The 12,938-nt window shown below is 56.2% G+C and carries 12 protein-coding genes, 1 tRNA gene and 1 pseudogene; 6 read left to right on the forward strand and 8 right to left on the reverse strand.

The window, feature by feature from the left end:
* Window positions 1–47: 47 nt before the first annotated feature.
* Window positions 48–1,142: a patatin gene (locus tag COA65_02380; protein ID PCJ61084.1), complete on the reverse strand. Its 1,095-nt coding sequence runs from the start codon at window positions 1,140–1,142 to the stop codon at window positions 48–50.
* Between the two features lie 253 nt (window positions 1,143–1,395).
* Here COA65_02380 and COA65_02385 point away from each other — a divergent pair, with 253 nt between their 5' ends.
* The 3 genes from COA65_02385 (at window position 1,396) to COA65_02395 (ending at window position 2,966) form a co-directional block, all read left to right on the forward strand.
* The gene (locus tag COA65_02385; GenBank protein PCJ61085.1) at window positions 1,396–1,755 is read left to right on the forward strand and encodes a transcriptional regulator; all 360 of its coding nucleotides are present in this window, start codon (window positions 1,396–1,398) and stop codon (window positions 1,753–1,755) included.
* Window positions 1,745–2,635: a hypothetical protein gene (locus COA65_02390; GenBank protein ID PCJ61086.1), complete on the forward strand. Its 891-nt coding sequence runs from the start codon at window positions 1,745–1,747 to the stop codon at window positions 2,633–2,635. The genes COA65_02385 and COA65_02390 overlap by 11 nt, the downstream gene beginning before the upstream one ends.
* A gap of 127 nt (window positions 2,636–2,762) precedes the next feature.
* Complete coding sequence (locus COA65_02395; GenBank protein ID PCJ61087.1) at window positions 2,763–2,966, forward strand: hypothetical protein; 204 nt, start codon at window positions 2,763–2,765, stop codon at window positions 2,964–2,966.
* Between the two features lie 55 nt (window positions 2,967–3,021).
* On the opposite strand, the gene COA65_02400 is transcribed toward COA65_02395, so the two are convergent.
* From COA65_02400 to COA65_02415, 4 genes and pseudogenes are all read right to left on the reverse strand, one after another.
* Window positions 3,022–4,425 carry a terminase gene (locus tag COA65_02400; protein PCJ61088.1) on the reverse strand — a complete coding sequence of 468 codons (1,404 nt, stop codon included), beginning with the start codon at window positions 4,423–4,425 and terminating at the stop codon, window positions 3,022–3,024.
* Window positions 4,426–4,514: 89 nt separating this feature from the next.
* A pseudogene (locus tag COA65_02405) lies at window positions 4,515–4,862 on the reverse strand (hypothetical protein).
* A complete protein-coding gene (locus COA65_02410) occupies window positions 4,852–6,207 on the reverse strand; it encodes a DNA methylase N-4 (protein PCJ61089.1) in 1,356 nt (451 codons plus the stop codon). Before COA65_02410 ends, COA65_02405 begins: the two are co-directional and overlap by 11 nt.
* 76 nt (window positions 6,208–6,283) lie before the next feature.
* A complete protein-coding gene (locus COA65_02415) occupies window positions 6,284–6,877 on the reverse strand; it encodes a hypothetical protein (GenBank protein ID PCJ61090.1) in 594 nt (197 codons plus the stop codon).
* 267 nt (window positions 6,878–7,144) lie between these two features.
* Between COA65_02415 and COA65_02420 the strand changes: the two genes are divergently transcribed.
* Complete coding sequence (locus COA65_02420; protein ID PCJ61091.1) at window positions 7,145–7,606, forward strand: hypothetical protein; 462 nt, start codon at window positions 7,145–7,147, stop codon at window positions 7,604–7,606.
* Window positions 7,596–9,314, forward strand: a complete 1,719-nt coding sequence (locus tag COA65_02425; protein ID PCJ61092.1) for a resolvase — start codon at window positions 7,596–7,598, stop codon at window positions 9,312–9,314. Before COA65_02420 ends, COA65_02425 begins: the two co-directional genes overlap by 11 nt.
* Before the next feature lie 101 nt (window positions 9,315–9,415).
* Here the strand turns inward: COA65_02425 and COA65_02430 are convergent, their stop codons facing one another.
* Both COA65_02430 and COA65_02435 read right to left on the reverse strand, forming a co-directional pair.
* The gene (locus COA65_02430) at window positions 9,416–10,219 is read right to left on the reverse strand and encodes a hypothetical protein (protein PCJ61093.1); all 804 of its coding nucleotides are present in this window, start codon (window positions 10,217–10,219) and stop codon (window positions 9,416–9,418) included.
* Between the two features lie 368 nt (window positions 10,220–10,587).
* Window positions 10,588–10,679: transfer RNA gene (locus COA65_02435), tRNA-Ser, on the reverse strand.
* A gap of 115 nt (window positions 10,680–10,794) precedes the next feature.
* On the opposite strand from COA65_02435, the gene COA65_02440 reads away from it, so the two are divergent.
* On the forward strand, window positions 10,795–11,097 hold the full coding sequence (locus COA65_02440) for a hypothetical protein (protein ID PCJ61094.1): 303 nt from the start codon (window positions 10,795–10,797) through the stop codon (window positions 11,095–11,097).
* Window positions 11,098–11,106: 9 nt separating this feature from the next.
* Here the strand turns inward: COA65_02440 and COA65_02445 are convergent, their stop codons facing one another.
* Window positions 11,107–12,909, reverse strand: coding sequence for an elongation factor 4 (locus COA65_02445; protein PCJ61095.1), 1,803 nt, complete (start codon window positions 12,907–12,909; stop codon window positions 11,107–11,109).
* Window positions 12,910–12,938 lie beyond the last annotated feature (29 nt).

Here is a 12,938-nt window from a genome sequence, read left to right on the forward strand (position 1 = left end):
CACTTTTCCGGCCACTACGATACTTAGTAGTTTCAACCAAACCGGAATCAACCGGTTGCCTCCTGTTTTTCGACCGGAGGCAGGTCCTTCAGCAGCGTCGCCAGTAGGTTCCCGTCATTATCGGCAGCGCGATCACACACACTCAGCGTGAGTGACACATCCTCTAGGGCCTGTTCGACGAGCACCTTCGTAGCTTTATTGCTGGTCTCGTCCAGGTCTAGATAGGGCATGGCCTTCGCCGGCAAGTCGCCTCGCGGAAAGCGCACCACGTGGCAATCGCGATCCAGGTGCCCGGCCAACATGCCGGCCATATTGTCGTATGCGAATGCCTGCGCATCGAGCGCGATGACTGCCGCCTCACCGCCAAATTTCCAATCGCCGAGCCCGCGGTGCATATCATCGGCATCAAAAATGTCGCCGGCGGGAGGCGGACAGGTGCCTAGCGAGAAAATCTCAATTCGGTCGCCCGGCTCCGTCATCTGGAGGGCGTCGATCATCCCGACCAAAACAGGATTGTTCGCCCAAAGACCGCCATCGATGAACACGTGGTGATGCCCATACATTGTCGGATTTTCGACTCGCGCCATGGACCGGTATAGCGGCGCAGCACTGGTTGCAAGGCACACGTCCACAAGGCGGAAGCCGTCATCGCGGTGGCCGCCCAAATGTGGCGTTTTGAATACCCAGCTTCGATGCCGCGACATCTCAATTGCCGGAATGGCCAGGGCGATGCGGCGTTGGTCATAGACCTGACGCACCGTCATGTCGCCGAACTTTTCCTCCAACCTGCGCTGGAGCGCATTTGCACCGCGGATGAGGTATTTCGGCCGGCTGAAGAGCTGCCGGAATAGATCAATGTTGAGGCCATCGGGCATCTTGATCGGAAAGATTTCGCGGCCGTGCCGGCGGAAGAGGTCAACTACTTCATCGAGGGGAACACCTGCCGCTAGGGCACAGGCGATGATGCCGCCGGTACTGGTTCCGACGATCAGGTCGAAGGCTTTTCCTACGTCAAGATCTCCCGTATTCCGCCGTGCGGCAGCTTGCTTGGCCAGCGCCGAAAGATAGGCGCCGGTGTACACGCCACGCATGCCGCCGCCGTCAATGCTCAATACCCGCAGGCGTCGCGGCCCGTCTGTCATGGCTGACCCTCACGATCTTGTGTATCTAACTCAAATAGTACCCACATATTGTTTTTCAACCGCTTCTCTTCGTCGGCGAATGAGCTGGTTCCGCTTGCTTATGCCTTCATTCCTGCCGTTTCGCGCCACCGTATATCAAAGCAGACCTATACGTAATGATACATCGAACATTGCCGCGAAGTCAAGTATTGTATTACGATTTTGTTCGATTTATCATACGGTATCGAAAATGCCGTCCAGAATGACAACCTGAATGGAGGTGATCAGCGTGGCCTTTTACGGAAACCGCCTGAAACAGCTACGGATTCGAAAAGGCGAGTCCCTTCAGCAAGTCGCCGATGCCGTGAATGCGTCCAAGGCGCATATCTGGGAGCTTGAGAAAGGCGACAGCCGCAATCCGTCCATCGATCTGTTGCAACGACTCGCTCAAAACTTCAACGTGAGCATCGCCTACTTTGTCGGGGAGGACCCGGATGCCCCCGACGAAGAAGAACAGCTTATCGCCATGTTCCGCGAGCTGAAGGACCTGGACCCGGACGACAGGGAGATGCTCGACGCTATCATGCGGCAGATGCGCGAGCGTAAGGAGAAGGCTAAATCCGATGGAGATTAGCCGTATGGACCTGGCTGACCTGGGTTCTCCGGAGACCCTCGTCCAAGGTATCCTAAAGCAGGTTCCGGACATGCCCATTCCGGTGCCCATCGAGGCTATCGCACGCGCCGTGGACATCACCGAGATTGCGGCCATTGGTGCAAGCGGCTTCGAAGGGGGGCTYATCACCGATCGGGAAAAGTCGGAGGGGGTGATCCTGGTTAACCGAGAAAGCAGCCGTCGACGCCAAAGGTTTACCATTGGCCATGAGCTTGCCCACTTTCTCATACCCTCTCATCTGCCGCAGGAAGGCACAAAGTTCATGTGCACGGTGTCAGATATGCAGGAGTCGGGCACCTCAAAGGCCATGGACCGGGCAACACGCATGGAAGTTGAAGCAAACCGCTTCTCCGGCAACATGCTCATGCCCGCCACGCTCTTTCGCCACGACCTTGCCCGATCCACGGCACCCGACCTGGAGCTTCTTCTAGGCCTTGCTGAAAAATACGACACCAGCAAGGAAGCTGCAGCTCGCCGTTTCTGCGAGCTGATTGATACGCCAAGCGCGACGGTGTTCTCAAAGGACGGAAAGTTCGTTTATGCCGTCTGGGGTCAAAGCTTTCCCTTTATCCCGCTCCGGCGCGACGAGCCAATCCCCAACGGTTCTCTGACAGCCCGTTTCAGCGGTAGCGAAGGCGATCTCTCCAACATGGACGCCGTAGACGGCCATTGGTGGGTGGACGTTAAACCCTATTGCGATCGCCAACTTCTGGAGCAGACCTTTCTTCAGATCAACGGCTACCGCTTAACGCTACTTCAGCTCGACGAAGAGGAAATTGAGGAAGCGAACGAAGAAGACGACCTTGCCGAATCCTATACGCCGCGCTTCCGAAGGCGCTAATCTGAGCGAGGGCCGCTGAAGACCAACTTAAGCCAAGGACGAGGACAAAAATCGACAGGCTGTGCAGCATGAGCGGTCCTCCACTCAAGGACCTAGAATATATCTTGTGCAGGCAGGAGAACAAAGAATGGTTGATGACATCGATATCTATCGCTCGGCGAACCTGCTGATAAAGCAGCATGGTGAAGAGGCAGTGATCTTTGCAGCGATGCAGGCCGACAAGTGCCTTGAGGTAGCTGACATGGACGGCAAAAACACTTGGGTCAGGGTAATTGCAGCGCTCGAAGCGTTACAAGGAAAAGAGCTGCCAGCGGGGACCATGGCCCATTAACAGCAATCGGCACCACCCTATCTAGCAAAGTGGTGATCAGGTAAATCCCCCATCTCTATAGAGCTCTCCATCTTGGCAAATAACGCTGTTTTGTGATCCAGGAGAGGAACTGTACAAAACTGTCCACCTGGTCATCAAATTTCCCGTGCGGGAATTGCAAAACCTCTCTTTCGAAGTCGTGAAGCCAAGGTGCGCGTTCTGGTAGCCACACATCGCCGGCCTCGATGATTGCTGTCTGGGCGGCCGCCCGTGTCACCTTGTCGCCTTCCGGCAGGAAGGGAATGGGTCGGAACGGGCCTTCATAGGTCAATTCCTGGATCAAATGCGTGCCGGAACCCTTGTCTTCGATGATGACGACATCGGCAGCGTATTTCCGGGCCAGCTCCACCACCCGACGCCTTAGCTCCGGGTATTCCAAACGTTCACGATAGACATCGATCAGGTAAAAGGTCGATTCCTTCACTAGCCAGGTCGTGCAGACCGAGTAGTCGTGAATTTCCTCTCCCTTCGAGGCGGTGTCCCATGACTGAAGGATGCGGTCGTTACCGCTCTTTGCCGGCAACTCCTGATAACGTCGAAACCACTTCCAGCGGATGAGAGCGCCACCGGGTGGCACCGGCTGTTGCTGGTATTGCGCCGAGAAAGTATGGGTTCCAAGCGTCCTCTTGAGACGATCGAGGGTTTCCTGAGGCTCGCGTTCCGGGTGAAGAAGCTCCCCGGGTTGACGCGTGATGAACCGTCCTGGCCCACATTGGATGCGTTGCGGTATCTCTGCGATGGCTGGCAGGTCGAGACGCACCCAATCTTCCTGCTCAAGGACGTGGCCGGCCAGATCGTCGACATGAAGGCGCTGCATGACGAGGATGATGCAGTCGTCGGCCTTGTTGTCTAGGCGCGAAGAGAGGGTTCCATCGAACCACTGCTTGAGGGCCTCCCGCTTTGTTGATGACATCGCCTCTCCTGGCTTCATTGGGTCGTCGATCAAAATCATATTTCCGCCGCGGCCAGTGAGCGTTCCTCCGACCGAGGTGGCGAGACGAAAGCCTTGCGCGGTCGTCATGAACTCCGACTCGGTGTTCTTATTCGGATGAAGCTTGGTCTTTCGGAAACATTTCCTGTACCAGTTGGATTCCATAATCGTTCGGCAGTCGCGGGCGTGTTTGCCAGAAAGGTCGGCCGAATAACTCACTGCTATAATGCGCGCGGTAGGGTCATGACCGAGGACCCATGCGGGAAAAGCGACCGAGGCGGCGATTGATTTCAAATAACGGGGCGGCATGGTGATTAAAAGACGCCGGATATTCCCCTTCCGACACTCCTCAAGGTGCCAGGCGAGCGCGTCGATATGCCAGTTATGCAAATAGGTCGTTGCCGGGTCGACGGTGCTGAAGCATTTTTGGATGAAACTCGATAAATCTAAGCGAAGCGTAGCCTGAAACACTCGGGACAATTCCTTCATGAGACTTTCTCCTTCTTGGGCTTCTTGGGCTCTGTGCCCCTGGCTTTCCTAGACGCTGGTTTTTTATTTTCCTGAACCAGGCGCTCCTTATAGCGATCAAGGATTGCTAGATCTTCCTCGGCCAGAAAAGCGTCAATATCCGGACCTTGGTCGAGTGCATCGAATCGGAGCATCAAATTGCACAAGAGCGCGCTCGCCTTGACATCACCTTGAGCGCCCTTGGCAGCTAAGGCCTTCAGTACCGCGCGCCGCTTGCTGACCTTGCGAATGACGCCGCCTTCGCGCACCCGTATTTGCTCCCGCATCTCCTCTTCGAGCTCGGTCTTTAAGTTCCGCGCCCCCTTTGGCCGGCCTTTCGGGTTGCCAGATTGGCCTTTTCTGAATTTCGTGTGCGTCGGCGGCTTTCTGTAGCCAACCATCTTCTCGTCATTCGCCATCGTAGGCCTCCTTGGCGGTCGTCTTTTTTGCTTGGGCAAGCCGTTGCTCGCGCAAGGCATCAAAAGAAGCCCCTGTTTCCTCATGAAGGGCGGTGCCGCCGGTGTAGTCCTGCCAGCGTTGAATTGCCGCCTCAACGTAACGGGGATCGAGTTCAAGGGCGCGCGCGACGCGCCCCGTGCGTTCGGCCGCGATAAGAAGCGTGCCGCTGCCGGCAAAGCCATCGAGGACGATCTCCCCGCGCTTTGAGCCATCAAGGATTGCGTCCGCCACCATGGCGACCGGCTTGACGGTGGGATGCATGGCCAAGGCGGCGTCTCGCCCGGCCCCAAACGCGTTCGCTCCCGGATAGTTCCAAACGTTTGTCCGGTAGCGGCCATGCTTCCCGAGTTCGACGTTGTTGATATGCGTGGCCTTCCCCTTCTTGAAGACGAACACCAGTTCATGCTGAGACCGATAGAGTGAGCCCATGCCGGCGTTCGTCTTGGCCCAGACGCAGAGGTTGAGGAGCTTGTCGTAGATGGACCGACCGGCGGCAAGCAGCTCTCCCAAATGGCGCCAATCCATGCATATGAAATGAAGGGCGCCCTCCATGCTGTGTCGGGCGAGATTGCCAAGGGTACATTCGAGAAAGGCGGTGAAAGCCTCCGCTGACATTTCACCGGAGGCCATGGCAAATTCCGCATGTTTGATGCGGCCAAGTCCGGAGACGTGGCCCTGGATCAGCACGTTGTAAGGCGGGTCGGTAAAAACGAGCCGCGCCTTTTTCCCTGCCATGAGACGTCGAAGGGCGGCCGCCTCGGTCGCATCCCCACAGAGCAAGCGGTGGCGATCGAGGACCCAGAGGTCACCCGGCTCGACGGCGCAGTCTTCCATCGTCGGCAAATCCGGTAGCACATCCGCCCCGGAATCCTCATCAGGCTTAAGCGTTTCGATCAGCAGGTCGACCTCGGCCGGAACGAAGCCCGTGACCGACACGTCGAAATCAATCTCGACTTCGCTTAAGAACTGAAGCTCATCGGCGAGTAGTTCCAGGTCCCATCCCGCGTTCTCGGCGAGCTTGTTGTCGGCGAGAGCCAGCGCCCGTTTTTGGGTCGGGGTGAGGTGAGAAAGCCGGATTACCGGGATCCGTTCAAGCCCCAACAGCTTCGCCGCTTCGAGCCGGCCATGGCCGGCAATGATATTGTTTGCGTCGTCAATCAGGAGCGGATTCGTGAAGCCAAACTCGCGGATGCTGGCCGCAATCTGGCGAATCTGCGCAGGTGCATGGGTCCGCGCGTTGCGGGGGTTAGAAATCAAATCGGAAAGAGATAATTCTTCTACTTCTACTGAATCGATGGTTCCCATTGGGTAGCTCCTTAAGTTGAGTGCTACCCCTAGTCCGGTGGGAGGCCGGAAACGTTACGCGTGAGATAAATTTTTCTTAGCGGATACGGTGCCTTAGTCGGTGTAGCGCTTGGCGAGCGGCGCCCGGGGTGATGCCGAGTGTCCGGGCGGCCTCGGTGGTGGTGTACCCTTTATACATCAATGCCAAAATCGGCCGTTCCTGCTCGGTGGCCTGCGCGAGCAAGGCCGCGACCTCTTGCCCCCTGGCCAAGGTGGCCTCCGGCGAATCCGCTGCCGACGGAATTTCCTCTGACAATGGAATCAGATCATTGTGCCGCCACTCGTTGCCAAGCAGTGCCTTGGTGACGAGGTTGTTGATCCGTTGGCGCACCTTGTCTTTAACGTGCTGACGTGCGCGGGGCTGGTCCGCACCGTCGGAAGGGTTAAACAACTCGGTCGGAACCGTCAGCCACACTCCGGGGCCTTCGGCAACTAGGCTAACCGCTGCCCGGGATTCGCAGAGCAATTCGTACTTGGATGTCGACCCCATGCCCTCAGCACGCTCCCGTAGTTCTCGCTTGAACCGGGAAAAATATGCGCTCCACCTTTGGGGTGCGATGGGCCGCTCTAGAAACTCGTCGAGGATCGGCTTTAACCAAGGGGAAGCATAAATTGTGAATTTGTCGTCCATGGCAACCTCCTATCGTGCGATTGCAAAGATGACTCGATATATCGGGCTAGGGGCAAGGAGCCCTGTGTTCGTCGGCTACTCTATACAGAAAAATAGAACAAAACAAGTACACTACCGAGATTCTAAGCATTTTTGATTGGCCAATCACGGCCTCGAGCGTCTGCCCTCAATCCCCTCAAGAAAGTCGGATTGTTGCCCGGCAATCATCCGTTTCCTCTGGCTTTCCTACCCAAAGGAAGCGTGCATGGGGGAGGAGGATTCATCCCCATGTCGCAGAGCAACATTCCAAAACTTGAAGACCTTCCCTGCCTTCCCCGGCCTGGGCTTATTGATGCCTGGCAAGAACTTTTCGGACGACCGCCACCGAAGAAAACAAGCCGCGAAATTCTCACCCACACTATTGCCTGGGAAATACAGGCACGCCGCCATGGCGGTCTGAAGCCCAAGGTCCAGCGGCGGCTCGAACGACTGGCCAAGGCATTGAAAGCCGGCCAAATGTCCCCTGATCCGATACCGCGTTTCCGGCCCGGCACCCGGCTGGTGCGGGAATGGCAGGGGGAAGCGCATCGGGTGACCGTGCTCGAAGACGGCTTCGAATACCGAGACACCCGTTACGCAAGCCTCTCTAAAATCGCACGCGAGATCACCGGCACGCGCTGGTCAGGGCCGGCGTTCTTCGGGCTCAGGAAGACCTCCCCCGGATCAAAGGAGGTAAACCATGCCAACTAGACGCTGCGCCATCTACACCCGCAAATCGTCAGAAGAAGGGCTGGAGCAGGATTTCAACTCGTTGCACGCCCAACGCGAAGCTTGCGAGGCCTATATCACCAGCCAGAAAAGTGAAGGCTGGCAACTGGTCCGCACGCCCTATGACGACGGGGCCTTTTCCGGCGGCACCCTGGAACGCCCGGCCCTGCAGAGCCTGCTTGCCGATATCGAAGCCAGAAAGGTCGATACCGTCGTCGTCTACAAGGTTGATCGCCTCACCCGATCGCTTGCCAATTTTTCCAAGATTGTCGAAATTTTTGACGCCCACGCCGTCTCCTTTGTTTCCATCACCCAACAGTTCAACACGACAACCTCCATGGGGCGGCTGACGCTGAACATGCTGCTCTCCTTCGCCCAGTTCGAACGCGAGGTCACCGGCGAACGGATTCGCGACAAGATCGCCGCCTCCAAGAAGAAGGGCATGTGGATGGGCGGCTTCGTGCCTCTCGGCTATGAGGCAAAAGAGAGAACCCTGGTGATCAATGAGGTCGAGGCCAAAACCATCCGCGCCGTCTACCGGCTCTATCTTGCGCATGGCAATGTGCGGCGAGTAAAGGCAGAGGCCGACCGGTTGGGGCTAAAGACCAAGATACGGGCCGAAGGATCTAGCGGTGGCCGCCCCTTAAGCCGCGGCTACATCTACAAGCTCCTTGGCAACCCGCTCTATGCCGGCAAGATCGCACATAAGGGGGAGGTCTACGAAGGCCAACACCCAGCAATCATCGATGCCAAGACCTGGAAGGAAGTGCAGACAAAACTCACCAGCAACACTCACGCGCGGCGATCAGGCGTCCGGGCAACAGAACCGAGCCTGCTTGCCGGGCTTCTCCATGACGAGCATGGCAACCGCCTCTCGCCCTCCCATGCCGTCAAGAACGGAACTCGCTATCGCTATTATGTGAGTCAGGCAATCCTCCAGCATCGCGAGGGCGAGGCCGGGTCCGTTATTCGAATTCCGGCGCGGGAAATCGAAAAACTGGTCACCGCGCGGATGGCTTCCCTGCTTAAGGACTCTGGCGCACTAATCGACGAGATCGGAAACGCCCTCAAGCCCCGTGATCAGAAACGGCTCATGAGTGCCGCCAGGAAGCAGGCGGAACAATGGCCCCAGATGAAGGCCGCCGAACGACGCGCCTTTGTTCTTACGGTCGTTGCAAAGGTTACGGTGAGCGATGGAGAGGTTCGAATCGTACTGCGCCGAAGCCAGCTGCAAAAAAGCCTGCTCAGTGACACGTCGCCAACGCGCACTACTAACTTAAATCGGGAAGAGGAGAATGGGTCCAACACTGACGATGCGTTGATTCTTTCCACGCCGGCGCGGTTGAAACTGTGCTCAGGCGAGATGCGACTCGTGATACCTCCGGGACATGTGAAGGAGACTCAGCCAAGGCCCAATGCCACGCTCATCAAAGCACTGGCCCGGGCGCATGCCTGGAAAGCCAAGCTCCTGTCAGGTGACACGCCTTCCATCCGCGCGATTGCAAAGGATGAAGGTGTGAACGAACGCTACGTAGGACACCATCTGCGCCTTTCCTTCCTCGCTCCCGACATCGTGGAAGCCATTCTCGACGGCTATCAGCCAATTGATCTCGATATGAAACGCCTCCTCAAAGGCATCCCGCTCATCTGGGGCGAGCAGCGGCGGGAGTTCGGCCTTAATGGCGTGTGACTAGCGCAGACCAACCAGGACTTTTGATGATGCGAGTTCGACCGCTAGCAGCTATTTTTTGCCCTGACCAAAAGCACCTGAATAGTGGGCCCAGACAGCGCCTACGCCCCAATGATTTTCAATGAATAAGACTGAGTCTCTTCCTGTGCTTTATAGAAAGATATTTTTGTTTTGCGATTTGCACACCATTCTCTTATTTGCCCCTGATTTTCTTCAGTCATTCTGCAGCCAAAGATGACGCCTACCAACATTTCCGGCGAAAAGCGTTTTATGTCCGGTCCTTTTTTATGATCAATCATCCGCCACTCTTTCTCATACTCCCAACGCTTGGCCTTTGTTAACAATGACTTTTTGAGGGTCTCCATGTCACTGTCTTTAAAGCGGTTAACAATTGGGTATGTATCCGAGTAAGAGATTTTTTGCTCTCTCTTATTAAAGGGACCATTTGCAATAAAATCCGTGTCTTCGTTTCCAGAAAATTGTAGGCAAAAACCTTGATGGCCGTTTGCGTAATGTGACCACATCAGGATGTCATCTGGCACTTCTGAAAAACTGCAAATTCTAACTGTGAGTATTAATTTTTTATTGGATTCTTTTACCCTATTTATAAAATCAGGGTCATCCCATGAAAAATTACTGAAGTTTTTTGCAATCCAAGTATTTCTGCATTCTCTATTCCAATTCGGATGCCTATCTTTGACATATTTTATCAAATAATCCTTTCGATCTTGATTGCTCCCATCGAATGAAAAATCAAACTTGCAATCGAACGGGTCGTTGAAATCATTTGCGTTCGCGAAATATATTTCATTATGCGTGAATATTCGGCCCGCCCACTTAAAGTTATCCCCGTTATCACCATCAATGGCTTTGTATTTATATAGAAAGGCTGTCTGCTCGATCATTAGCCTGCTTAGCTCGCTCCTAATTTAAAATCAGCAACCTTTGTTCTAGCTCCACAAGTCCTGGCATGTTGGCAGTGCCCACCCAATAAGTGAAACAGAGAATTATTCCCCAGGTTTTTTCGTTGATCTCATATGATTTCGAAGATTGCTCAGATGACTACACTGCTAACAAAACAACTAGGGCCAGCCAAACCGGACTGCGGAATGGCGCGATGGAGAAAAGTTCCGCGCCGACGCGGATTTCACGACGTGACCTTGTTCTCCCAGTCCGGTTTAAAACGCGAGTGCTCGCAAAGCCCCGCGGAACGCCGCCATTTGTGGCGGCGGCCTGGGCATCCTCTGAAAATCGCTGAGAGAACAAGACTTGCTGGCGGAGGGAGTGGGATTCGAACCCACGATAGGGCGTTAACCCTATACGCGCTTTCCAGGCGCGCGCCTTCAACCGCTCGGCCACCCCTCCGGTGGCGCCAAGATGCCCATCCCCGCGCCTTTGCGCAAGGCTTGCCTTGCGTCCTTTGCCAAACCGGGCGAAGCCTTTAAAGTCAGGGCCAGGTTTTGTTTGGAGGAGAAAGGCATTGCGGCGACGTATTCGAAAGGCCGGTCGCTATCTTGGCTGGGGGCTTTTGGTGGCAGCACTTCTGGCTTTTGGTGGTGGCTTGCAGGGCGCGATTGCCGGCGGCAGCTTTCAGGCCTTTGGCCTGGGGGAGCTGTGGTACCACCTGGATGCCGGCAGTCTCAACGCCCTTCAGGCGTTTATCCAGCGTTACCTGTTTCCGGTCATTTGGGAACTTGGCTTCACGCCGGTGCTTCTGCTGCCTGCCTGGGTTGTGTTTGGCACCGTGGGCGGCACCCTTTCCTGGTTTCTGCGCCGGAGGTAAGGGCGGCTTCTACTCGTCGCCGATTTTCAGCACGTCGAGAAAGGCGCGTTTCGGAATTTCGACATTGCCGAAGGCGCGCATTTTCTTTTTGCCCTTTTTCTGCTTTTCCAGAAGCTTGCGTTTGCGCGTGATGTCGCCGCCATAGCATTTTGCGGTGACGTCCTTGCGCATCGCGCTTACCGTTTCTCGGGCGACGATTTTGCCGCCAATGGCCGCCTGCAACGCGACTTTAAAAAGCTGTCGCGGGATCAGCGTCTTTAGACGTTTGCACATTAGGCGCCCGCGCGCTTCGGCATGCTCGCGATGGACAATCATGGCGAGTGCATCGACGGGCTCGTTGTTGACGAGGATCGAAAGTTTGACGAGGCTGCCTTTCTCATAGCCGTCCATGGCGTAATCGAAGCTGGCATAGCCTCGCGATCCGCTTTTCAGGCGGTCGTAGAAGTCATAGACAATTTCGTTCAAGGGCAGCCGATAAACGACCATGGCGCGGCTTCCGGCATAGGTCAGGTCGATCTGCACGCCACGGCGTTCCGTGCACAATTTTAGAACCACGCCCAGATAGTCGTCGGGGACAAGGATGGTTGTCTTGATCCAGGGTTCTTCGATCTTCACGATCTGCATCGGGTCCGGCATGTCTGCCGGGTTGTGCAGTTCTTTGACATCGCCATTGGTCAGGGTCAGGCGATAGATTACGGATGGGGCCGTCGTAATCAAATCGAGGTTGAACTCGCGTTCCAGCCGCTCGGTAATGATTTCCATATGCAGTAGGCCCAGATAGCCGCAGCGAAAACCAAAGCCCAACGCCGCCGACGTCTCGGTCTCAAACGTAAAGCTGGCGTCGTTCAGGCGAAGTCTTGCCAGGCTCTCGCGCAGCTGTTCGAAATCGGCGGCGTCCACCGGAAACAGGCCGCAGAAGACAACCGGCACGCTTGGCTTGAAACCGGGCAGGGCGGTTGGCGTCGGGCGCTGGTCGTTGGTGATCGTGTCGCCGATGCGGCAATCGGCGACGGCCTTGATGCCGGCGGTCAGAAAGCCGATCTCGCCGGGGCCAAGGTCGTCGATCAATTCCGACTTTGGTGTGTGAACGCCGACGCGATCGATCACATAAGTCGCGTCTGCCGCCATCATGCGGATTTTCATACCCCGCTTCAGCCGTCCGTCGATGACGCGAACCAGGATGACGACGCCAAGATAGGCGTCGTACCAGCTGTCGATCAGCAGCGCTGAAAGGGGGGCGTCTTCGTCGCCCTTTGGTGGTGGCAGGCGGTGGACGATGGCTTCCAGCACGTCGGCGACGCCGCGCCCGGTTTTTGCCGATACGGGAAGGGCGTCTTCCGCGTCCAGGCCGATCACGTCTTCGATCTGGGCTTTGATGCGATCCGGTTCGGCGGCCGGCAGATCGATCTTGTTCAGCACGGGCACGATTTCGTGGTTGTTTTCAATCGCCTGATAGACGTTGGCCAGCGTCTGCGCCTCAACGCCCTGGCTGGCATCGACGACCAGAAGCGAACCTTCGCAGGCGGCAAGGGAGCGGCTGACCTCATAGGCAAAATCCACATGGCCGGGCGTGTCCATAAGGTTCAGCTCATAGGTTTCGCCATCCTTTGCCTTGTAGTTCAGGCGCACGGCATGGGCCTTGATTGTGATGCCGCGTTCGCGTTCCAGGTCCATGGTGTCGAGGACCTGCTCGCGCTGCTCGCGTTCGGTCAGGCCGCCGCAAAGCTGGATCAAACGATCCGCAAGGGTCGATTTTCCATGGTCGATATGGGCGATGATCGAAAAATTTCGGATCAGGTGCAGGGCTGTCATTGGGGGCCTTATAGGGGCTTGGGCGGCAG

This window comes from Rhodospirillaceae bacterium (assembly GCA_002746255.1).
Taxonomy (GTDB): domain Bacteria; phylum Pseudomonadota; class Alphaproteobacteria.

Bases quoted from the DNA above. Each gene is read 5' to 3' on its own strand.
- COA65_02380 (PCJ61084.1), bottom strand. From the start codon at position 1,142: ATGACAGACGGGCCGCGACGCCTGCGGGTATTGAGCATTGACGGCGGC.
- COA65_02385 (PCJ61085.1), top strand. From the start codon at position 1,396: ATGGAGGTGATCAGCGTGGCCTTTTACGGAAACCGCCTGAAACAGCTA.
- COA65_02395 (PCJ61087.1), top strand. From the start codon at position 2,763: ATGGTTGATGACATCGATATCTATCGCTCGGCGAACCTGCTGATAAAG.
- COA65_02400 (PCJ61088.1), bottom strand. From the start codon at position 4,425: ATGAAGGAATTGTCCCGAGTGTTTCAGGCTACGCTTCGCTTAGATTTA.
- COA65_02410 (PCJ61089.1), bottom strand. From the start codon at position 6,207: ATGGGAACCATCGATTCAGTAGAAGTAGAAGAATTATCTCTTTCCGAT.
- COA65_02415 (PCJ61090.1), bottom strand. From the start codon at position 6,877: ATGGACGACAAATTCACAATTTATGCTTCCCCTTGGTTAAAGCCGATC.
- COA65_02420 (PCJ61091.1), top strand. From the start codon at position 7,145: ATGTCGCAGAGCAACATTCCAAAACTTGAAGACCTTCCCTGCCTTCCC.
- COA65_02425 (PCJ61092.1), top strand. From the start codon at position 7,596: ATGCCAACTAGACGCTGCGCCATCTACACCCGCAAATCGTCAGAAGAA.
- COA65_02430 (PCJ61093.1), bottom strand. From the start codon at position 10,219: ATGATCGAGCAGACAGCCTTTCTATATAAATACAAAGCCATTGATGGT.
- COA65_02445 (PCJ61095.1), bottom strand. From the start codon at position 12,909: ATGACAGCCCTGCACCTGATCCGAAATTTTTCGATCATCGCCCATATC.